The organism is Kouleothrix sp. (genome assembly GCF_046328425.1).
GTDB lineage: Bacteria > Chloroflexota > Chloroflexia > Chloroflexales > Roseiflexaceae > Kouleothrix.
In genome coordinates this window covers 1-22533 of sequence record NZ_JAXLWP010000027.1, presented here as the reverse complement: position 1 = coordinate 22533, position 22533 = coordinate 1, and the positions used below count along the sequence as shown (strand labels likewise).

The 22533-nt window shown below is 56.3% G+C and carries 21 protein-coding genes; 19 read left to right on the top strand and 2 right to left on the bottom strand.

Annotated features, from left to right (window positions below; translation table 11 throughout):
• Positions 1-149 precede the first annotated feature (149 nt).
• From U0177_RS22340 to U0177_RS22315, 6 genes are all read left to right on the top strand, one after another.
• Complete coding sequence (locus U0177_RS22340) at positions 150-788, top strand: HEAT repeat domain-containing protein (RefSeq protein WP_409572885.1); 639 nt, start codon at positions 150-152, stop codon at positions 786-788.
• Positions 789-1058: 270 nt separating this feature from the next.
• Positions 1059-1379 carry a hypothetical protein gene (locus U0177_RS22335; protein WP_409572884.1) on the top strand — a complete coding sequence of 107 codons (321 nt, stop codon included), beginning with the start codon at positions 1059-1061 and terminating at the stop codon, positions 1377-1379.
• A gap of 393 nt (positions 1380-1772) precedes the next feature.
• Positions 1773-3278, top strand: a complete 1506-nt coding sequence (locus U0177_RS22330; RefSeq protein WP_409572883.1) for a P-loop ATPase, Sll1717 family — start codon at positions 1773-1775, stop codon at positions 3276-3278.
• Between the two features lie 294 nt (positions 3279-3572).
• Positions 3573-3971 (top strand): type II toxin-antitoxin system VapC family toxin, encoded by a 399-nt coding sequence (locus tag U0177_RS22325; protein ID WP_409572882.1) that lies wholly within the window; start codon positions 3573-3575, stop codon positions 3969-3971.
• Positions 3968-4198, top strand: a complete 231-nt coding sequence (locus U0177_RS22320) for a type II toxin-antitoxin system Phd/YefM family antitoxin (RefSeq protein WP_409572881.1) — start codon at positions 3968-3970, stop codon at positions 4196-4198. The genes U0177_RS22325 and U0177_RS22320 overlap by 4 nt, the downstream gene beginning before the upstream one ends.
• Before the next feature lie 306 nt (positions 4199-4504).
• On the top strand, positions 4505-5089 hold the full coding sequence (locus U0177_RS22315) for a DinB family protein (RefSeq protein WP_409572880.1): 585 nt from the start codon (positions 4505-4507) through the stop codon (positions 5087-5089).
• Positions 5090-5308: 219 nt separating this feature from the next.
• Here the strand turns inward: U0177_RS22315 and U0177_RS22310 are convergent, their stop codons facing one another.
• Positions 5309-5767, bottom strand: a complete 459-nt coding sequence (locus U0177_RS22310; RefSeq protein WP_409572879.1) for a hypothetical protein — start codon at positions 5765-5767, stop codon at positions 5309-5311.
• A gap of 166 nt (positions 5768-5933) precedes the next feature.
• On the opposite strand from U0177_RS22310, the gene U0177_RS22305 reads away from it, so the two are divergent.
• The 13 genes from U0177_RS22305 to U0177_RS22245 all read left to right on the top strand — a co-directional run bounded on the left by U0177_RS22305 (position 5934) and on the right by U0177_RS22245 (position 18638).
• Entirely contained in the window at positions 5934-6506 is a 573-nt protein-coding gene (locus U0177_RS22305) for a methyltransferase family protein (RefSeq protein WP_409572878.1), read from the top strand.
• A 292-nt stretch (positions 6507-6798) separates the two neighbouring features.
• On the top strand, positions 6799-7638 hold the full coding sequence (locus U0177_RS22300; RefSeq protein ID WP_409572877.1) for an NYN domain-containing protein: 840 nt from the start codon (positions 6799-6801) through the stop codon (positions 7636-7638).
• A gap of 5 nt (positions 7639-7643) precedes the next feature.
• A complete protein-coding gene (locus tag U0177_RS22295; protein WP_409572876.1) occupies positions 7644-8630 on the top strand; it encodes an alpha/beta hydrolase in 987 nt (328 codons plus the stop codon).
• Between the two features lie 50 nt (positions 8631-8680).
• Positions 8681-9550: a hypothetical protein gene (locus U0177_RS22290; protein ID WP_409572875.1), complete on the top strand. Its 870-nt coding sequence runs from the start codon at positions 8681-8683 to the stop codon at positions 9548-9550.
• A gap of 161 nt (positions 9551-9711) precedes the next feature.
• Entirely contained in the window at positions 9712-10851 is a 1140-nt protein-coding gene (locus U0177_RS22285) for a hypothetical protein (RefSeq protein WP_409572874.1), read from the top strand.
• Between the two features lie 630 nt (positions 10852-11481).
• Positions 11482-12036 carry an AAA family ATPase gene (locus tag U0177_RS22280; protein ID WP_409572873.1) on the top strand — a complete coding sequence of 185 codons (555 nt, stop codon included), beginning with the start codon at positions 11482-11484 and terminating at the stop codon, positions 12034-12036.
• Positions 12037-12255: 219 nt separating this feature from the next.
• Positions 12256-13164 (top strand): hypothetical protein, encoded by a 909-nt coding sequence (locus U0177_RS22275; RefSeq protein ID WP_409572872.1) that lies wholly within the window; start codon positions 12256-12258, stop codon positions 13162-13164.
• 184 nt (positions 13165-13348) lie between these two features.
• Positions 13349-14254, top strand: a complete 906-nt coding sequence (locus U0177_RS22270) for a class I SAM-dependent methyltransferase (RefSeq protein ID WP_409572871.1) — start codon at positions 13349-13351, stop codon at positions 14252-14254.
• Positions 14255-14723: 469 nt separating this feature from the next.
• Positions 14724-15398 carry a GNAT family N-acetyltransferase gene (locus tag U0177_RS22265; RefSeq protein WP_409572870.1) on the top strand — a complete coding sequence of 225 codons (675 nt, stop codon included), beginning with the start codon at positions 14724-14726 and terminating at the stop codon, positions 15396-15398.
• A 232-nt stretch (positions 15399-15630) separates the two neighbouring features.
• On the top strand, positions 15631-16041 hold the full coding sequence (locus U0177_RS22260) for a DUF3052 domain-containing protein (RefSeq protein ID WP_409572869.1): 411 nt from the start codon (positions 15631-15633) through the stop codon (positions 16039-16041).
• Positions 16042-16379: 338 nt separating this feature from the next.
• On the top strand, positions 16380-16922 hold the full coding sequence (locus U0177_RS22255; RefSeq protein ID WP_409572868.1) for a GNAT family N-acetyltransferase: 543 nt from the start codon (positions 16380-16382) through the stop codon (positions 16920-16922).
• A 186-nt stretch (positions 16923-17108) separates the two neighbouring features.
• Positions 17109-17666: a dihydrofolate reductase family protein gene (locus U0177_RS22250; RefSeq protein WP_409572867.1), complete on the top strand. Its 558-nt coding sequence runs from the start codon at positions 17109-17111 to the stop codon at positions 17664-17666.
• A 294-nt stretch (positions 17667-17960) separates the two neighbouring features.
• Positions 17961-18638, top strand: a complete 678-nt coding sequence (locus tag U0177_RS22245; protein WP_409572866.1) for a VOC family protein — start codon at positions 17961-17963, stop codon at positions 18636-18638.
• A gap of 635 nt (positions 18639-19273) precedes the next feature.
• Here U0177_RS22245 and U0177_RS22240 read toward each other — a convergent pair.
• Positions 19274-22411, bottom strand: a complete 3138-nt coding sequence (locus U0177_RS22240) for a GAF domain-containing protein (protein ID WP_409572865.1) — start codon at positions 22409-22411, stop codon at positions 19274-19276.
• Positions 22412-22533: the final 122 nt, after the last annotated feature.

The following is a 22533-nucleotide window of genomic DNA, read 5'->3' as shown; positions in this document are numbered from 1 at the left end:
GATCGAGCGTTTTTCATGTACTATCATGTGCTTTGAGCGTTCCCGATCTACCAGTGGCGGCGCGGCTGAACGCCGACGGTTGGGCGGGCACCATCAGCGTGGTAAGATTATCGTATCGCTATTCTTCATACCAACTGAGATTGCTTCTCATGCCAACAAAATCCTATCAACCTATAGATGTGTTGCGTCTGCTTGAGCCACCCACCGCAAGCGATCTCGCTGAAATAAACCCGTACTTCCGACAGACAGGACAACTTCATTCGAAACACGGCTATATACTTAAGCGCCAAATACAGGCGCACACAACCGTCCGCACACTCGTCGAAAGTTTACAAGCATGCCAACATCCTCATACGTGCCGTATCCTGTGCGAACTCCTTGGGCAGCGCCGTGCAAGATCCGCGATTCCGTCGTTGCTCGCCTGCCTCACTCATCCTGATGCCGGCGTGCGTTATGAAGCGGCAGATGCCCTTGCCAAAATACGCCAGCCAGCGACCGGGCCAATCCTCATGCATCATCTGGCGAGTGAATCTGACATCGATGTCCAAGCCATGCTTGTACTAGCGATTGGTGCGGTTGGCTACCGCCCAGCAATTTCTCGTCTGATCGACGCACTTTCTGCAACGGAAGCTCAACTGCGTGGCAGTGCGGCTTGGTCGCTTGGCGCGCTCCGAGCGTGTGAAGCCTATCCTGCTCTCGAACACGCCTTGAGACAGGAAACAGAAGTATACCCTAGAGAACAAATCGCACACGCTCTTGCAGCCTGTTCATCAGAGTCTATCGAATAAGCGTCGGCACCAAGTGCCCGCCCAACCGGGCGCTGTAGCTGACGCCGCTTTGCGGCCACAAGATCGGTGCGTTTTTGAAGTCCAGAAATGGCCGAATGCTTTCCCGATCTATTGGTGCGGCGCAGCTAAGCGCCAGGACGTTGGGCGGTCAGCTATCATTGCCATTGCCGAAATCAAGCATGTCCTTCTCGAAAGGCATGTACGCTGCTCTTTAGGGCAACCGGCACTCCCCATGCTTGTTTGGCTAGACGCTAGAGAACATACATAGTGATGCTTGAGCAAACCATTACGTACGGCCGTGCGACCTACATTCACGCGCTGGGCTACGATAGCTATCGCGCCCATCTCATCATCACCATCCTGCGCGATCCACACCAAAGCGCTATTGCACGCGTTGTACTCTTTATCGGCATCCAGCAGTTTGCCGATACGTGGGATACGGATGAAGCGGTTGGTACACGTGACCTCGATACGCTGATCGGCCTCGACGAATATCCCGAAGGAGGCGGGGTGCGCTATTGTATCCGAACCGCCTATCGTGAGATAAGCTTTTACACTGAAGCAAAACCAATTGTTCTTGAGTGTAGCTAACGATACCAGAAGATCAGCATCAGTGCTATTTTGCCACTTCAGCGTACGACCGAAGGTGAATACTATCAGTTTAGCTCATCGTAAACTAATCTCGGGCTGTCCGCCCAACACGCCGCTGTAGCTGACGCCGCTTTGCGGCCCGGATGCCGTGCCGATTTTGAAGGTTAGCATTGGTCCGAGCGCATTTCTGCTCTATGAGTGCGGCGCAGCTAAGCGGCAGGCCGTTGGGCGGCCCTCAACCCGAAACACCTCGCCAGGTAGCTAAGTATAGCATTGGGAGGCCTCTGTAAGACTGCCGCCTTTTAATACCAGGAGAAATCTTGACAACAAAACCTTACCACGATACTATATAAAAAGCGTACAACCGATAATCAAATAGAAGGAAGCAAGCCGATGCAAAACAAGATCGATACTCTGCGTGAGTTAGATCTAGGCGCAATTGTCGCAGAACAGGACAGATTACTAAATCAGTGCTTCGTTAGCCATCCTGTATTGTCCGAAATCTTATTCGATAGAAAAGATTTGGTGTTAGGCGCAAAAGGTTCGGGAAAATCGGCTCTCTGGAAGGAATTTGTTGATAGACAAACCAACTATAGCAGTTTAAATAATGTACACATTCGATTGGTCACAAATCCTTCAGGAGATCCTGAATTTCGGGATATCTTAGCTGCAATATCAACAGATGAGTTTCCAGATGCAGAGGAATTACGCACTGGATGGAGATTGTATTTTATATCCCAGTTCTGGAAAGCCGCAGATGAAGTAACACCGGATACTCGTGATAAGAAAACCTTAGAGAAATCCCTAACCCAATACGGTCTTATTTCAAATAATTCAGGTACACTAAAAACTACTTTTGCTTTTGCACTGGCAAAAGCTAGAGCTTTAAAAAAGCTAGATGTCCAATGGATTAAAGGCCTATCGCTTGAGTTTGGTGAGGTTGAACTTCGGGCAGGGGGTAGTGCTGCTGCAATTCCCTTTAATGCTATCTTGTCTGATATCGACAAACTTCTGGCAGGCGCAAATCGTAGAGTATGGCTTATTTTAGATCGCCTTGATGAAATTATTTTGGGAGATGAAGAGCGAGAAAACCAAGTCCTGAAAGGACTATTACTGGCATATCGTGATGTTTCGGATTATATAAGCTTGCGGGTAAAGGTGTTTATTCGCGATGATGTATATTCTCGCGTAACTGCTTTGGGCCACTTTCCTGCTCTTACCCATATTAGGAGTCGAGCAGCAGGTCCAATCGAATGGAAGACAGACGACTTACTTCATTTAGTTGTCCGACGTTTATTAGTTAACGAATGTGTTGTGAAACTTCTAGAGGTTCATCCCGATGACGTAAGTAATACTATAGAAAGATATAAGCTTTTTTATCAGCTATTTCCAAGCAAAGTCGACAAAGGCCGTGCAGCACAAGGCTTTAAGTGGATATATGATCGTATTATTGACGGAAACAATGTGGCTACTCCTCGAGATCTCTTGTCGGTTTTTGAGGCGGCTCGTGTATTCCAGTTGGAACAACTGGAGAGGGAGCGCATTCCGTTACCGGAAAAACTGCTATTCACGGAAGATTCATTGCGTAAATCTGTAAGAAAGGTTGCTCAAGATAATCTAGAAACGCGTATTTATGCTGAATATCCTGATTTAGTCGAACCGATAAAGGCTTTTGCTGGAGGAAAGGCAGACCATAACGAGCAAACATTACGTCGTATACTCGGCTCGGAATACGAAAAAATACTTCCACGACTAGAGAGAGTTGGCTTTATTCATAGAAGAACTAGACAAGAAGTAGAGATGTGGACAATACCATTCTTTTATAGTTTCGCGTTAGATATAAAAAGAGGTGCTGCTTTTGACTTGCCAATTAGAAAGCCGAGAACCAAGAACAAATAAGTGCTGACAGGATAAGTATAAAAGACCCTTTGTAAAGCCAAAATGTCGGCTACCTTGTCAATCCCGCCGCCCAACATGGCTCGCAGCGGACGCCGCTGGCGCGTCCCTGAATCTGGCGGTTTTTTACCGCGCCGTCTCGTGCCATCGCTCGTCTCGATCTACAGAAGCCGCCAGCGGCGCCGCTGAAGCCTAGCGTTGGGCCGCATAACCACCCTCCCCACCCAAAAAGTCTCCTTGATTTTTGTCATTTCGCATGCTATACTTATGTACAATTGTACAAGTATGGAGTGCCGTATGCTCTTGGTTGTAGATACATCAGTCATCCTTGCCGTTGTGCTGAATGAACCGACCAAGCCTGAACTTATCAATCTCACAACCGGTGCTGAACTGATTGCTCCGCTTTCGCTCCATTGGGAAATCGGGAATGCTCTTTCTGCCATGAGCAAGCGTAAGCGTATTTCCCTTTCCGAAGCTCTTCAAGCTCTGCTTGAATATCAAAAAATACCTATCCGTTTCCTTGATGTTCCGCTTGACGAAACAATCCTAGTCGTTGAGCATCATCAAATATATGCATACGATGCCTATTTTATCGTTTGTGCGCGCCAACAGTCCTGTCCACTGATCACACTTGATAATGGATTAAAGACGGCTGCTCGCGCTGCACAGATCAGCGTTGTGGAGGTCACACCATGAAAAGCTATACGTTTTCTGAAGCACGACAAAACTTTGCCGCCATCCTTGAGCAAGCTCGCCGAGATGGAGCTGTACGTATTCAGCGCCGCGATGGTCAAAGTTTTGTTTTGACGCCAGAAACACAAAAAGCATCGCCACTGGATATTCCTGGCGTCGAGCTGCGTCAGCCAATCACACGCGAGACAATTCTTGAAAGTATCCAAGAAAGCCGCCGTAGCTACGAGTAAACACATCCAATGGGCACCGGCCCAACACGCGCATGCAGCCCAACCGCTTCGCGCGCGAGACGCTAGCGATTTTGGAATGTGATACCCTGCACTCACGGCAACTGAACGCCAATCCGTTGGGTCGCCCTCACCCCGTAACGCCGTCGGGGAAGGGATAGCCAGCGGGGGTGTCGTTTCCCGCTGTCGGCAGCATGAGGCCACCACGTGGTACAATAGATAAACGTCCATCCACTGACTTCCATATTGGAGCACCTATCGCAGCGCTGCGTGATCGATGTAGCGAGCCGCTGCTTAGAAGGAGAGACCATGGATACTACTCAACTCTTTCTGCAACGCTATGACGTGCTGTATGAGTTCTGGCTAGGAGGTATTTGGGAGATGGTGCCTGATGACAAGAAACGTCAGCGGCCCCATCCCCAAGTCAATTCGATCGCTTGGAACTTGTGGCATGTGATCCGGGTGGAAGATGCCGGCTTGAACCGCTTTGTGGCTGATCATCCCCAAGTCTTAGACCAAGATGCCTGGCTGCAAAAGCTGAATGTGCCTTGGCGCCATCATGGCAGTGGCATGAACTTTGCCGAAGTAGATGACTTGAATCAGCGGATCGATTTAGGAGCTTTACACGAGTATGGTCGAGCTGTCCAGGCTCGCACGCGTGAAATTGTTACTCACATCGATCGGGTGGATTTGGACGCCAAGCTGCAAGAAGAGCGCGTGCGAGCAATTGTCATTGATGAAGGGTTAGCGTATCGCGAGGCTAGAGATCTTGTGGATTCATATACAGGCTGGACGAAAGGGAAGTGTTTGATGAACTTTGGTCTGACGCATCCGTATCAACATGTGGGTGAAATGGGTGTGATCGCCAGCTTGCTGGGTGTCGTGTTTGACTAACGGGGAGCACTGCTTAGACTGCGGCTCAGGGCCGCTGAGTTCAACGTCGGGCGGCCCAACATTGCGCTCCAGCCGACCGGCTAAATCGCTGCCATTTTGAAAAGCAGTTTCGTGCTACGCGCTATACCACTACACATCGCCACCTAATGTGCAACACTTTCAGGCGCTCAGGCAGAGATCAAGTCATCCGAATCAAGCGGTGCGCGACTGAATTGCAGGTTAAGAAACACCACAATAGTGGTGCATATCTTTGGCTGCACAGTAGCCATAATCGGCCTGCATCTTGAAACAGCGCTCGCGTGGCGCGCGAGTGAGACCACACACCGGCAACGGCAGCGTATCAATCACTTGCACCGGATCGGCGGCTTGACCGCTGATGAGTGTGAGACGGTGCTGAATGGCGGCTTTGACCTGCCAGAGATTGGCGGCTTGACGGACAAACAGCGAGCGCTCAGTCAACGCGAGAAACCAGCTACGATAATGGGCACGAAAGGAGTCAAAGATGTCCTGATCGGTGGTCAGTTTGAAATACTCACCACAGATTTCGAGCGTGATCACCTCCGCATTGGTCAGGGCGGGGGCAAACCCGCCGCGTCGGAGCGAATAGCTCGTCTGAATAAACTGATACTGCTCGCAGACCAAGCAGTAGACGGTGATGATAAAATCGTCGCGATCCATTGATTGCCTCCATCGGTCAGAATAGGGTCTGGCAACCGCTATTCTAGGGAGGGAGTGCTCAATGGGTCAACCTTCCAAAGAGTCGCACATTAAGTATCGCCGTCTCCATCAGCCGGCGGCTGAGCTACACCGTTGGGCATCCCATCAAAGGGAGTGGTGTTAACATATGCCTGTTCCGTATTGGGAAATCATCAGCGTAAGCTGGATGATATTCTACGTTTATTGGACTTTCCGAGCAATTCGAAGACACCGTCCGAGGCGCAAAGCCGCTCGTACTTTCACCATTCTCAACAACTTTGCGCTCTATATAGGCTTTCTTTTGGTTTTGCTAGGCCGGAGTATTCCGGGTTCGCTTAGTTTGCTGTTTGCACCTCAATTTGCCTCTATTCATATTACAGGAACAGTCTTCACCATCGTCGGTGTTAGTTTTGCAATATGGTCTCGAACATTACTCAAGAACAATTGGAGTCGCGATGTAGCCATCCTCGAAGATCAGCACTTCATTCAGAGCGGTCCATACGCAATTGTGCGACATCCCATCTACACAGGTATTCTGTTTGCTTTATTAGGAACAGCACTTGTATGCTCAACACTTGGAAGTCTTCTTGGGTTCGCTTTTGCAATCACTTCCCTTTGGCAAAAGGCCCATATGGAAGAGAAACTCCTTATTACTGAATTCGGCCAGCAGTATACTAATTATCAACACGAAGTGAGATTTTTGATCCCATTCATTTACTAAATATGTCGATCAAAGATATGTTCAAGATCAAGATAATACCGAAGACAGGCGGCCCAACCCACCGCTGCAGCCGACCGCTTCACGCGCGAGATCAGTGCTATTTTAGCAGGCAGTACTGAGCGCTTGCGGCGGCTAAGCGGCAAGTCGTTCGGCGGCTTCGGAGCCACGTCTCCTGCGATACCTTGCACAGACCGTAGTATGCTCGTATACTCTGGCTCACATGGGCTGAGGAAGTGGTGTAACAAACCACCTCCGTCGGTTTCAGCCTGGCCTTTTCACGCTGGAGGCGAGAGTGGCAGTTGTTCCAAAAAGTATCGCACGACCCGACGCTGACGAACCAACGTTGAAATTGGCAGTGCTTATTGATGCCGATAATGCGCAGGCTTCCATTATCGAAGGACTGCTCGCCGAAATCGCCACGTTTGGCGAGGCCACGGTAAAGCGGATCTATGGCGATTTTACGGCGACCGCCAGCGCGCAATGGAAAAAAGTGCTTCAAACGCATGCCATTAAGCCGGTGCAGCAATTCGCGTATACAACCGGCAAAAATGCGACGGATAGTACGCTGATTATCGATGCCATGGATCTCCTGTATACACGCCGTTTCGATGGCTTTTGTCTGGTCTCCAGCGATAGCGACTTTACCGGCCTAGCACTGCGTATCCGTGAAGAAGGTTTGACCGTCTTGGGCTTTGGAGAGCAGAAAACACCAGATGCCTTTCGGAATGCCTGCCACAAGTTTATCTTTACCGAAGTGCTCCGTCCGGTCGCACCACAAAAGACAGCTGCCAGCGCGCCCCAAGCAGTTGCCCCACAAATCCCACAGCCTAGTGCATCACCAGCAAGTGATGCATCTGTATCACAAAAAGCATTACCGCCAGCGCTCCCAAAAAAGTTCATTCTCAATGCGCTTGGGAGTACCCAAAACGATGATGCAGGGTGGGTCAATCTCGGCGCATTTGGCAATTACCTCACCAAGATCAAGCCAGATTTTGATCCTCGTCTCTATGGGTTCAAGAAATTAAGCGAGTTGGTCAAGAGCATGGGCAACGACCTGGATATCGAAGAACGAAAAACCGCTGGCACAGGGGCAAAGGCACTCTACATTCGTCGCCGTACCACAGCATCATAGCGTACGTGATCACGCCACTAGCCGCCCAACCCGCCATTACAGTCCGACGCCGCTTCGCGCGCGAGATCCTGGCGATTTTGGAACGTGATACCACGCGCTCGCGGCGGCTGACGCAGGCCGGTTGGGCGGTAATCCATTTCGTGCATCAGGTGCTGGTTTCGCCGGTACAACAGGAGGGTGTGATGACAGAGAGCTTTCCACGAAGAAGTTTGTTCGACACCGAAGAGCGCACGCTGTTTTGTGATGCGACTGGCCGCGAGTATCACCTTTCCGTTGCATTGCCCGAAACATACGCGACCTCCAATCAGTCTTATCCAGTGATCTATCTCCTCGATAGCGATATATTCTTTGGTATGGCCGCCGGCCTCACTCCGCTTTCGCATTGGTGCGTGGGAACGCCGGAAGCGATTGTCGTAGGTATTGGCTATGATATGCAGAATTATGCCGAGTGGATGGACGTACGCGGGCGCGACTTCTTTATTCCTGACGTCGTGGATTGGATGCCCGAGGATCCAAATTTCATTGCGGACCGCTTCCTCACCGGACTCACACAGGAGATCATCCCGTTTATCGAAACGAACTATCGGGCCTCCTCCTTCGATCGCTGTCTGTACGGTTACTCGGCGAGCGGTTTTTTTACGCTCTATGCCTTATTCCATCAGCCCCAAGCCTTCCAACGCTATATGTGTGGAAGTGTGATGAATCTTGCCTATCCGTATCTCATCCAGCACACCGAGCGTTTGGCTGCTAGAAGCGCAGATGAGCCGATCTGGCTCTATACCTCTGTCGGTGAGCTAGAGAGCAAGCAGGTTCCGAGCTATCACCAGCTGATCGATTTCTTGAGAGGCGGAAACTTCCCATGCCTCAAGCTGAGCACAGAGATCTACCCAGGTGAATACCACGGGTCAGAAGGGGCTGCGCTGACATACCTTCACGGGATCCGCAACGTGTATCCAGCCCCCGAGTCGCTTCCTGAAAGTGCGTTGGGGTAATGCATACACACGGCTGATGCTAGCTGTTCGGTGGCGAAGGAGCGCCGGCAATGAAGAAAAAAGTTGCTCCGCGCATCTACTGTATTCCAGCCACACAGGCGCCCATAGTGGCGGTGTTCCGGCGCGGGCCTGCGGATTGGTCCCATGTGGGCCGCTGGGATCTTGAAGAGAGACGGTACGAGCCCGGCGCGTGGTTCCACGGACGGATCTTTCCACGGCGATCCGACCTTTCTCCCGACGGTCGTTTCCTCTGCTACTTCGCGCACAAGCCGACCGCTGTCTGGGAACACGGCAAGACATACGTGGCCGTGTCGAAACTCCCCTGGCTAACCGCGCTCCACGCCTCCCGTACGCATGGCACATGGACGCGCGGCTATCACTTCACCAAGCCTGAAGATCGCGACTCCCCCAAGAGTGCAAAGCTCCCGATCCCCAAGCCTGAAGATTGCTACTCCCTCAACAGTGCAAAGCTCCCGATCCTCTATGGGCTGCGCTCCATTCCTGTGGTTCAATTCGCGACCGAACGGCTGCATGGGTGGGATGAAGCTCCGGACTCTCCTCAACGTATCTCCTGGGACAGATGGGATGAACGTCGCAACGCCCGCATGCAGAAACGCCAGCCTGGCGGCACTGCACTGCTTTGTGTGGAAAGCCTCGGTTCGGCCGGAGGCGAGTTCGGTAACGTTCAGGCGATAGACGGCCTCCGTGTCAGCTACTGGCTGGAAGCGTATGGAGATATCCAACTATTGCCTGACGTCCAATGGGCCGATTGGGATCGTGATGGACACCTGCTGGTAGCGACCCGGAGCGGAAAACTCCAGATCTGGAATTTGACTAGTCATCAGGTGCTGTTCGAAGCAGACCTATCTTCCTCCGAACCGAGCCCCGCTCCCGCGCCAAAATGGGCCCGCCGATGGTAAGATGGTAAGGGTGTGGGACACGCTCAACGCGACCGCGTCGCCGCCCAGCACGGCGCTGGATCTGACGCCGCTCTGCGGCGAGGATGCCGTGGCGATTTTGACAACCAGAATCGGCCCGACTGCCTTGCCGATCTACTGCTTGACACCCGAAGAATGCAGCCATGATCGAAGATATTCTTGATCGCCTCCAGCACATCCATCTTGATGTGTTGACCTCTGTCGTCCGGCAAGATCAGCGGCGCGCTTCTCTCATCGTTACCGACTGGATAGTCCAGCCGTTAAGTGACAAAGGTATTATCAATCCTGGCGGACTATGGTCGCTCGACGGGCACGCACGCGATGCTCACGATACCTGTGCATGGTCGCTGGTGATCAAGATCCTCCGCCGCCCGCAACACGAGCAATCCCCCAGTGATCCCTGGTACTGGAGACGCGAAGTCGACTTTGCCCAGTCTGCCTTTGCTTCCAGGCTTCCGGGGAGCATTCGCTCTCCGCGTTTCTATCGTATCGATGAGCACCACGATGGCGTATGGATCTGGATGGAGCGCGTGCGTCAGTCCAGCAGCGGCGCTTGGACACCTGACGACGTTCGCCGAACGGCCCATGCTCTTGGGCGATGGAACGGTACGTGCCTTGCACAGATTGGCCGTCCCACAGAGCCGTGGCTCGCCAGGCAGCACTACCTCACGGTGATGAACGATAGTACTGCCGAGGATTGGGCATTTCCGCTGAATCAGAAATATCTATCACCGAGCCTGCGTACACGTCACACGCAGTTACTTGACGAGCGCGAGCGGTTCTCACACGCGCTCGAGCAGCTCCCGCACACATTTGGCCATTTGGACGCCCAGTGCCGTAATGTGCTGTTGCGGGAGGGGGCCGCGGGACAGCCTGAAGTTGTTCTGATCGATTGGGCCGACTGCGGTGTTGCACCGCTTGGCGCAGAGCTGAACGCGCTCGTCGGTACCAGCAGCCTGGTTTTCGGATGGCCGCCGGCTCAAGTCCGGGAACTTGATCAGATTGCCTTTGCTAGCTATCTCGATGGGCTTGCTGCATCAGGATGGGCAGGCGATGTGCGGCAGGTTCGGCTCGGCTATGTCGGGTGGTGCGCTCTGTATTATGGCCGGATCTTTCCAGGGTTTTTCCGCTACTGGTGCAAGCCAGGCAATCGGTCGTTCGCAGCACAGCAGTTCGGCGTAGCGGAGGAGGAGCTATACGTGCAGTGGCTGCCATTCCTGGGCTATGTCTTGGAGTGTGTCGACGAGGCGCAAGCGCTCATTGCCACGGCCACATCATCATAGAACGTACCAAGATCGTCAACAGAGGGTTGGATTGTGTAGGGTGTGGCCCTATGCTCCTCGGCGTCTTATCAGCTGTGGCATAACTGGTCTTGTTGAGGATATGTCGGCGAAAGCGCCAGCGTGGCGGCCTGTTCGCTGGTGCGGGAGTCACGCTTGCCGTGATGGTGGGATGCAGCCGGCCGCTTCGCGCGAGATTCTAGCGATTTTGGAACGTAATCCCACACGCTCGCGGCGGCTGATGCGCGAGGCGGTGGCCGGTAGCGAGGCAATGCCTGTGCATCTTCCAAGATACTCTTCTTCGTTAGGCACTTCGCTTGCCGTACCCATTGCCTTACTCGCTCACGTGTGCTATATTCTTTCGCGAGAATTGCTATCGATCCGCACACGTAAAAAGGAGTAGGTATGTGTGAGATTGCGATCACGCCGACACAGATAACGCTTGCGACCACCCATACTCCCGAAATGCTTCGGTTCTATCAGTATAAGACTACATTGTCAACAAAGTTTCCTTGTATCGCTCGAAGCGAAGAAATGCCGTGTCATGCTGAACGACGCTCCGCTCCCTCCATGCCGAATCAGCGATGTTTCATCGAGGGAGTGAAGCTTCGCTCACCATGGCAATGAAATACGATGGAAGATACTCTCGATCGCCTCCAGATCGTGTTGATCACTGGCAATATGGCTTCGGGCAAGTCAAGCGTTGCCCAAGCGCTTGCCGAGCGTCTTCCTAAGAGCGTCCATCTGCGCGGTGACCTCTTTCGCCGCATGATTGTCAATGGCCGTGCTGATATGTCCTTTGCGTTGTCTGCAGAGGCTGAACGACAGCTCGAACTTCGCTACGCTCTTGCCGTCGAGGTTGCCAAGCGCTACACTCAAGCAGGGTTTCTGGTGGTTTATCAAGATATTGTGATTGGCCAGGCGTTACAAGCGATCGTACATGCATTTCGTCCATATCAGCTGAGCGTTGTCGTGCTATGCCCACGTCCTGAGATCATTGCAGAGCGCGACCAAGCCCGTGGAAAGACTGGCTACCCAGATCGCGCCTCAATAGACGCTTTCGATCATCTCTTGCGTTCGGAAACGCCGCACATCGGTTACTGGCTTGACAATTCTGATTTGAGTATAGCCGACACCGTAGATGCAATTGTGTCACATCTGAAACGCACAACGCTCAATGGGATTTGAGCGCGAAGGATTGGCAGGGCTGGCCACCCGATTTGGCTGTGAGGTGCGGTCGCGGCGGCGACCGCAACCTCTTCCCCTCTCCCGCGCGCGGGAGAGGGGGAAGGGGGGTGAGGGCCGACGTTGCACCAGCCCTGACCATCAATTGCTTCACCAACCCAAAATGCTGTTGGTATGGTACACTCAGCGCACACCACCTCTTGCTCGCTTCTGAGGGCAGCTATGAATACCGCTAGTCAATGGCGCGCCACACTTGCTCGGCAGGTTGCCCCTTCCTACGCTGCCAATCCGCATGTCGCCGCCGTTCTTCTCGGCGGCTCGACCGCTCGTGGTCACGCCGATCGCTACTCGGATATTGAACTCGGTGTGTTTTGGCATCAACCTCCGACCGATGCCGAGCGTCAGGCAGTCGCAAACCAAATCCCAGGCGATCTGGTGCGGCTGTATCCCTACGATCCCGCAGAAGAAGTGTGGTCCGATGATTTTCTGCTTGGTCGCCGTCAGCCCGGCCTTCCCAGGAGTGGCGTTTTGCTTGAGGTCGTCCACTACACCACGGATTTTCTCAACCGCACCTTTGATGCGGTACTCCAGCACGCCAACCCTGATCCACTCAAACAAAACCTGCTCGCGGGTGTCGTCCAGGGTGTGCCGCTCCATCATCCGGAGCTGGTGCACCACTGGAAAGCACGCGCGGCCAACTACCCCGATGACCTTGCAATCGCTGTCGTCAACCGCTATGCGCTGATCGATCATTTTTGGCGATGGGAGATGTGGCTCGCGCGAAGTTCCAACTTGATGCAGCTGTACCATGCCTATGCACAGGTGCAACAACAGATTCTCCATGTCCTGCTCGGGCTGAATCGGGTCTACTACTTTGGCTTCAAGTGGATCGATGTGGTTGCCGCTCAACTCCACTTTAAACCAGACAATTTGGTGGATCGCCTCAGCCGTGTCTATCAAGTTGCGCCCGCCGAGGGTGCACGTGAATTGACAGCATTGGTCGAGGAAACCTATACGCTCGTCGAGCAGCAACTCCCCCAGGTGAATGTGAGCTGGCTGCGGAGCGTCTTTCACTATCGGCGTCCTATATGGGATCAGGCACCACCAACAGCCAGTGAAATAGCACAGTAACGCCTTCTATCGAGGAGCAGGCTAACCCGCGCATCAGCCGGCCGCTTCGCGCGCGAGATCGCGGCGATTTCACCAACTGCGTGCCGCGCTCGCGGCGGCTGATGCGCGGGCGTTCGGTGGCTGCCCAATAAAAGGTGCGTGGTAGAATTGATTGCCTTGTCATTCACGAACGGAGTGCGTCTTTATGGCTGAACAAGTCGGACATTCTGAAGACTACTTCGGCGACTACCGTGATTTCTGGTGGAATCACGATTTTCTTGCGCTTATGGCGTCGCGCTTATCGTGGTCCACGCGCAGACAAGTCCTCGACGTTGGCTATGGTATGGGTCATTGGACCCGCACTCTTATCCCTCATCTTTCAGCAGGCACGCACATCACGGCAGTTGATCGTGACCCGAAATGGTCAGTACAACGCGAGAATTGGCCGACGTATCTGAGCCATTCCCAGGTATCGGTTCATATTCAGTACGGTGATGCGACTGCTTTACCATTTCCTGATAACAGCTTCGACTTTGTGACATGTCAAACGGTTCTTATACATATAGCAGAGCCAGAAAAAGCTATCAGAGAGATGTGTCGCGTGTTAGCTCCCGGTGGTCTCCTGCTTTGCGTTGAGCCAGATAATTTTGGAACGTTTGCCAGCCAAAATGCGCTTGTTGATACTGCATCGTTGGCGGAGGAGGCAAACCGCTTTGCGTTTGTACTCGCCCAGCATCGCGGAACAATCGCGCTTGGTCTTGGCAATCATTCACTAGGGGGTCGGCTCCCACGTTTGCTTTCCGAAGCGTCGCTTACAAACATTCATGTCTACCTTTCCGACAAAGCAATACCGCTGTATCCGCCCTATCAAAGCGATGAGCAACGCGCGATGATCGCGGATCAACAGGCATGGTTCGCATCTTCACTGGACTTTTCGCGAGAAACCGTAGAAGAGCGGTATCGTGCAGGCGGAGGTGATCCAGCAATCTTCGCAGAGCATTGGGAGCGTGAGGTACGAAAACGAGCACAACTGGAAGAGGCGCTCGCAGCACAAACATATGACGAAGGCGGGGGTGTACTTATGTATTTAGTGAGTGGGATAAAGATATAACAGATGCATAAGCTTCCCCATACTTGAGCCGGAGGGGCGTATATGGTAGCTTTGCTACCATATACGCCCCTCCGGCTCCCCCATTTCCGATGCAGAGCTTTACACCATACCGCTTGCCATGACGCAAATCCGTGCTATGCTTGGCTCCGTGCCCAATGCGCATCACCATGTGAGCTCACAACGTTTCGCTTGCCGAGTGAGTGCATGTGGGGTTGCGGTAGGGCGCGACTGTTTATACTTCTACCCATGAGTATGCAATAGTCGTCACTGTCCGGCGAAAAAGGTGTAATAGTCCGTCTCATAGTGAGTTGGGCGGTGTGTCGCCGTTATACCAGTACCATACGGTTACTACGCTTCATACAGCGATAGGAGTAGATAATAAGGTGTGAAACGTATTGACCAAATGCGAACGGCACTCTTATACTGACACCTCAAGCGTTGTGATACACCACACCATAAGGATACGGCCGTGACAGATAGAGCACCACAACGAGCACCTCAAACAGAAGACTCTCTGCTCGATGCGAACGTGTTTATGATATGCCGACGGCTTAACCCACAGGCATTAAGCACGCTCTCGCGAGACTATCATATACGCACCTGCCGAGAGGAGGAATTAGCGCTCTGGAAAGCTATGCCGTTCGATACGCCAACCGAGGCACAGGCCTACCAAGACTCTATGACCGATTATTTTTCGCGAGTGTATGCACGAAAAGGTCGCCTTTTTTATGAACGTTGCCTTTTTGTGTGTGATAGTCAGGACAGACCTATTGCGACTGCCTTTGCCTGGAAAGCCTATGATGCCTTCACCACCATCCATTGGCTCAAAGTCGTCAAAGCCTATGAGGGAAAAGGTATTGGTCGGGCGCTTTTGTCTCGAGTGATGAGCGCGTTGAACGCTGACGAGTATCCAGTGTACTTGCACACCCAGCCGGGGAGCTATCGGGCCATAAAACTCTATGCTGATTTTGGTTTTGACATACTAGTCGATCCGATTATTGGAAACAGAACGAATGATATCGAAGCAAGTATACCCATCTTAGAAAAGTACATGGCCCACAGTGCTTTCAAAAACCTAAAATATACCACCGCGCCGGAAAGTTTTATACGAGCCTTAGCACAAGAGGAAGCCAGCGAGTTCTAAACAGGAGCGATGCCGCCCAACACGCGCATCAGCCGGCCGCTTCGCGCGCGAGATCGCGGCGATTTCATCCAACTGCGTGCCGCACTCGCGGCGGCTGATGCGCCAAGCTGTTAGCTCGCTACCATCCAATCCATGTGTACTGCCTTGCCATTGTTGCACTTGCCTTTCTCTCACCATCGGCTATACTCGCACAGGTGAGCCTATCGGCCCGAACGCGTCAGACGAGGATCATATGACCGCTGGCTATTCCGCAAAGCCACTCGCCCAGAAACTCGGTATCAAACCAGGCTTTCGTGTCGCTCTGCTCAATCCGCCAGCGAACTATGCGGCATTGGTCGCTCCGCTCCCTGATGCAGTAACCTTTCACAAAGCACACGAAGGTGCGTTGAACTGTATTCATCTGTTTGCCCACACCTTTGCCGAGCTTGAACAACAATTGCCTTTGGTGAAGTCGCAGATCGTTACGAATGGCATGATTTGGGTCTCGTGGCCGAAGCGAGCAGCGAAGATCGCAACTGACCTGACTGAAGATCTGATACGGCAGCTTGCGCTGAGTGAGGGACTTGTCGATGTGAAGGTTTGCGCTGTTGATACCACCTGGTCGGGCTTGAAACTGGTCATTCCAATCGCCAATCGAACCTGACTATGTAGATGCACTCAACATCAGGCGCATTTTGGCAGTCAGGTGTTCGGTGGCTCCCTTCCATCCTCACTACCCATAATACCAAATCCGGCTGATCGCTTGGATTATGGTGGGGGTTCGCGGCTTCGCCGCCCCCGAAATTTCTTCGCAGCGCCCGGCAAAGCCGGGCGCACAAGAAAACACAAGTAATCAAACGGAGTTAGTATAACACAGCATGACAGCCCACGTATGGTGTATTGCATCCTGCGCACGCCTGTGCTAGGATCAGTAGGCCTTGATTGGCGGTGGCCTTTAGCGCCTGTGCTTCAACAAACGAGAATATCGAGAGAATCTCTACAATGGCAGAATTCGTCATCTGTCCCGTCACTTCCACAAATTGGGCTGACTTCGTAGCCCTATTTGAAGCTCGCGGTGGGCCTCACTATTGCTGGTGCACGATTTATCGCCTCCCGAGCCAGCCTCATCTGAGTAACCCGGAAAAGAAGGAGGCGATGTGTCGGTTGGTGCAAAAGGCCATTCCAGTTGGCGTGCTTGCTTACGATGGAGAGAAGCCGGCGGGATGGTGTTCAATTGCGCCCCGAGAAACTTACTTGAGGCTCAATCGCTCCCGCGCAATGCCACGCGCGACACCGGCAGACATTCCTACATGGGTTATACTTTGCTTCTTTGTTGCCAGAGCTTATCGGGGCAAAGCAGTTCCTCAGGCACTTTTGGAAGGCGCAATTTCGTGTGCTCAAGCAAAAGGTGCCAAGATCATCGAAGCATATCCCTTTGATACCGCAGGTAACTCATCTACGCACCGGGGACATTCCACCTTGTTCCAAAGAGTTGGGTTCCAGCAAGATCGCCACCGTTGGTTTCTGGATGTCAGTTCAGCCTAACCAACGCTTGCACCTGGCGCCGCTACGTGGCTGGAAGATCGTGCCGGTTTTGGAACATAGTTTCAACTCGACGGTTATTCCAATCTAGAGAAGCTAAGCTTTTTGCACCCCAAATCGGAACCTTGCAGCGATCAGCTGGAGCCAGGCGGCCGGGCGGCTCGCCGAGTATCTCGAACGGAGGACACCATGGGACTCTTAACCTTCAGTATCAACGTCACCCTAGACGGTTGCGTCGACCACCAGGAAGGCATCGCCGACGACGAGACACACGCCTTCTTCACCCGCCTTATGGACGAGGGCGGGGCAATGCTGTGGGGCCGCGTCACCTACGAGATGATGGAAAGCTCCTGGCCGGCGGTCGCCCGTGGCGACGTGGAAGCGCCGCCAGCGATGCGCGAGTGGGCGCTCAAGCTGGAGGCCAAGCCGAAGTACGTGGTGTCGTCGACGCGAAAGGACTTCCCGTGGACCAACAGCCACCACGTCGCCGGCGACCTGCGCGCGGGCGTGCAGAAGCTCAAGGACGCGACCCCGGACGGCGTGCTCCTCGGTAGCGGCAAGCTCGCGACCGAGCTGGACCGCCTGGATCTGATCGACGAGTACAAGTTCCTCGTCCACCCCATGATCGCCGGCCACGGCCCGACCCTGTACGAGAGCGGGCTCCCTGGCACGCGACGGCTCGAGCTGGTCTCGGCGAAACCGCTCCGCAGCGGCGTGGTCGCCATGCACTACCGGCGCGCGCGCTGACTCGGAGATCGATCAGGTCGCCGAACAAGCGCATCACCCAACGCCGCTGCGCGGCGAACACGATCGCGCGGGCAGCGGCTAAACGCCCACCCGTTGGACGGCATCCTCACCTCGTAGCTGCTCAACCTCCTCTTGTGAGGTATCTGTCACAGAGCAGAAAACACCGGATGCCTTTCGCAATTCCTGCCATAAGTTTATCTTTACCGAGGTGCTCCGTCCGGTCTCATCACAAAAGACAGCTTGGCGTACCGCTGTATGGATACGCCGCACGCCTCAGCGCCTAGGAGCTAGCAGATGGAAATCCGAGAACTTCACCTTGTCACCAGCAATCTCGCTCTGCAACGCGACTTTTATATCCACGCCCTGTCACTCACTGCATCGATTGCCACGCCTGAACGTTTGACCGTACAGATTGGTACCTCACAGCTCACCTTCACCCAAGCAGCATTGGATGCGCCCCAGCGGTATCATTTTGCGATCAATGTGCCACAGCAGCAGTTTGCTGATGCGAAAGCATGGATAGCACGCCGGGTAGCGCTTCTGACCGATCATACTGGCGCAGATGAATTCTATTTTGAGGCTTGGAATGCGCATGCGCTCTACTTTGCCGACCCGGCCGGAAACATTGTGGAATTGATCGCCCGGCATACCCTCGCCAGCCAATCACCCCCGCCATTCACCGCGCAGAGCCTGTTGTGTGTCAGTGAAATTGGGCTCGCAACGGACAACGTGCTCGCCACCGTCGATCTCCTGTGCACGCGCCTGGGGGTATCGCGTTATCAGGGGGCTGGAAGCGATGACTTTACTGCGGTTGGCGACGAATCGGGGCTCTTCATTGTGGTCAAGCGCGGGCGCATCTGGTTTCCTGATACCAACAAGCCAGCGGAGATGGCGCCGGCAAGCGTCGAGATCGCAACTGGGAGCACCCGCGCCAGTGTAGCCGGCCCGCCCTATCAGGTTATGCTCCTGTAATACCCTGTTCGCTTGATCACGTATCGATTGTGTGGCACGACGTAGCTTCGCCACGTCGTGCCACACAATAAGAAATTTGGGGGCGGCGAAGCCGCCCACAAACCCCCACCAACCGGCCTGAAACCGAGTGGGGCGGGACAGCACAGGAAGGCGAAGCCTTTGCGCGGCTACAGCATGCGACAAAAGGGGGCCTTCCCAAGCGCGCGCTCGTTATCGATGCCACGGCACCGCTCGCAAGCGTCGTGGACAGCATTCTTGCGCATGCCACTGGGCGCGATTGCCCTTGATGCAGACGCCAGGCGTATTTTCGAGGCCCCCGATACCGTCCATCGCGCCCTTGCCTAGCCTCATTGCCCTCATCGCATCCCTCCCGGCCGAGCATGGCGCTGTAGCGCGGCGCCGCTGCGTGGCCCGAAAATTGCCGGTATCTTGCGAAAACCGGCACTGGCACCAATACACCATTGAGCCTGCGGCAGCATGGTACTGTACTTTCTTTTGTGCTCAGATTTTCGCGCTTTGCGCGAAAATCTGAGCACCATCCATCAAAAAGTACCGCTCTGCCGAAGGCAAAAACGCGCACCGCGTAAACTTCTGTATTTGAGGAACAGCGGCTCGGCAGGCCGACCGCATAGCTTCTAGCCCAGCGCCTGCGCCAGAATATCGCGCAGATCGTCCTGGTCGAACGGCTTCTCGATCACGAAATCGGCCCCGGCGGCGCGCGCCTCGTCTTCGGCGAGCTGGCGGCCCCACCCGGTGATCAGCACCGTCGGCACGCGCGGGTCGCGCGCCTTGATCTGCGCCAGCAGCTCCCAGCCGTTCATGTCGGGCATGCCCAGGTCGGAGATCACCAGGTCGAATGTGTCGGGCAGGAACCTGGCCAGCGCCTCGGCGCCATTTTCGGCCGCCTCGACCTTGTGGCCCCAGCGGGAGAGCAGGCGGCTGGTGGCGTCGCGGATCATGGCCTCGCTTTCGACAAACAGGATGTGGCCGGGCTGCACCAGCTGCGGCAGGCGCGGCTGGCCGCTCTTGGCCGCCGGGCCGGTGTTGCGCACTGGCAGGCGCACACTAAAGCGCGTGCCGGCGCCGCGCTCGCTCTCGACGTCGATCTGGCCGCCGTGGCCCTGCACGATGCTCAGCGACACCGCCAAGCCCAGGCCGGTGCCGCCCTCGCCCTTGGTGGTAAAGAACGGGTCGAAGATCCGCGCGCGCGTCTCGGCGTCCATGCCCACGCCGGTGTCGGCCACCTCAACCACCACGCTCTGCCCGGCGCCGTCCGCCGCGTCGCCAACCATGTCGTCGTAGCAGGCCACGGTGAGCTTGCCGCCCTTGGGCATCGCGTCGACCGCGTTGATGATCAGGTTGGTCAGCACCTCGCGCAGCTCGGCCGGCCGGCCGGCCAGCGGCATCACCGGCTGGAGCTGCTTGACAATCTCGATCGACGCGCCGCGGCTCTGGGCCACGTCGCGCCAGCGCGGCCGGGTGATGTCGATCGCGTCGCGCGCCAGCATGTCCAGGCGCACTTCGGTCATGGGCGAGTCGTGCTCCATGCGCGCGAAGCCCTGCAGCCGCCGCACCGTCTCGGCGCCGTCTTTGGCGGCGCGCTCGATCACCCTGAGCATCTCTTTCTGGTCGTCGCTGGCGGCCTCGAACAGCAGCAGCTGGGCGTTGCCGAGGATGCCCGCCAGCAGGTTGTTGAAGTCGTGGGCCACGCCCGAGGCCAGCTGGCCCACCGCGCGCACCTTGTCGACAAGGTTGAGGTGCTCTTGGGTGCGCGCGAGCTTGGCGGCGGTTTCCTCGCGCTCTTGCGAAAGGCGCGCGTTGTGCAGCGCCGTGCCGAGGTAGTGCGAAAGCTCGCGCAGCGTGGCCACCTGGGTCGAGCCATAGGCATTCGGCTCGCGGCTGGCGAAATCGAGCGTGCCGAGCGCGCGGCTCGCGCCGACGATCGGCATTACCACGCCCGAGCGCAGGCCGCCCGCCGCCAGGCCACGGTCGTAGGCGAACGAGCTGCGCACCAGCTCGCTCTGCACCAGCGCCGTGCCGGTGCGGCAGGCCGTCTGCCAGGGCGTGCCCTCGGCCGGCTCGCGCTTGCCCGGCGGCAGCTCGGCCCAGTCGCGCACCGCGAAATCGTACACCGTCTCAAACGCGAAGTCGTCGTCGTCGGGGCTGTAGAGCGCCAGCGCGGCGTAGTCGCAGGGCACTACCCGGCGGATCTGGTGGATAATCGTGCGCAGGATGCCGGGCAGCTCGCGGCTGACATCGCGCGTGCTGACCTCCTGGGTCACGCGGGTCACAACTTCAAGCTGAAGCGTGCGCTCCTGGGCTTCGGCGTACAGGCGGGCGTTGCCCATCGCCACGGCGGCCTGGTTGCCCAGCGCGGCGATCGCGCGCAGCTCCTCGTCGCCGTAGCGGTTGGGCTGCTCGCTCTCGAGCATCAGCGCGCCATAGATCCGGCCCTGGCCCAGCAGCGGCACGCCCAGCCAGCTGCGCACCGGCTCGCCCGCCGCCGCGCCGCCGACAATCGGGCGGTAGCGCGAGTCGTGGCGCACCTCGTCGATGATGATCGGCCGCTCGTGCTCGGCAATCTGGGCGATCAGCGGCGCATCTTCCAGCCGGGCGCGGGTGCGCTCGGCGGCATGGGCGGCCGGGTAGCCGCGCGTCGCGGCGATCGCGAACACGTCGCCGTCGATCACCAGCAGGGCGCTGCGGTCGTAGGGCAGCACCTGGGCCAGCTGGTCGAGGATCAGCTCGGGCACGTCGGCCGGCGTCAGCGCGGCGCTCAGCGTCTGCGACACGCGGTAGATCGCCTCGGCCAGCTGGCGGCGCAGCTGCTCGCCCTGGAACAGTCCGGCGTTGGTAAGCGCGATCGCCAGCGGCGTGGCCAGCAGCTCGATCTGCTGCTCGTCGGCCGGGCCGAAGCTGTAGGGCCGGCTGCTCTGCAGCACGATCACCGCACTGAGCTGGCCCTCGTAGCTCACCGGCACGGCCAGCTCGGCGCGCGCCGCCGGCAGCCCCGGCGAGGCGTCGAGCGCCGGCTCGAGCTGGATGTCGCCGATGCGCAGCCGCGCGCCGGTGAGCGCCACACGCCCGGCCGCGTTGGTGTCGACAAGCGGGGCGCGCAGCGCCGGCGCGAACATGTGCTCGCCGGCGTTGTCGCTGAAGTGGTGCAGCAGTACGTCGCCCGCAGCCAGCGCCACGCCCACATGCTCGTAGCCGAAGGTGTCGCGCAGCGCCGCCGCGAAGCGCCGCGCCAGCAGGTCGGGGTCGAGCGAGGCGTTCAGCTCGCGGCTGATCCGCAGCAGGCCATCCAGCTGGCGCACGCTGGCCTCAAGCGACTGGTTCTGGTCGCGCAGCTCGCGCGCCGACTGGTCGAACGACTGCGCCAGCGCCTCGAAGCTGCGCGCCAGCTCGCCGACCTCGCCAGCCGCGCGCACGGGCAGGCGGCCGCCGTCGCCGCGCTCGGCCAGCGCCGTCGCCGAGGCGATCAGCTGGCGCAGCGGCCGGGCAACCCAGCGCGCCAGCAGCCAGGCCAGCAGCAGCATGCCCAGCAGCAGCCCGCCGGCATAGGGCACCAGGTCGATCGCCAGCCCGTAGGCCACGTTCTGCGCGCCCAGCCACAGCTGCGCGCCCAGCAGCGGCGCCAGCAGCGCGTCGAGCACGCTGTAGGCCCAGAATACCAGCCCGGCCAGCCCGCCAAGCAGCGCAGCCAGCGCCAGCAGCACCGCCAAAAAGCCACGGCGCCTGATCGAGGATGTATGTGTGGATTGCTGCGTCATGCTGCGGGCCTCTCTTCGGGCGCGCCATGGCCGAAACCGGCCTCCTACTAGCTGTAAACGCAGCACGAGCGCCGAAGGGTGCGCGCGGCGCGCGGCTGAGATAGAACTGTAAGCAGGCGCCG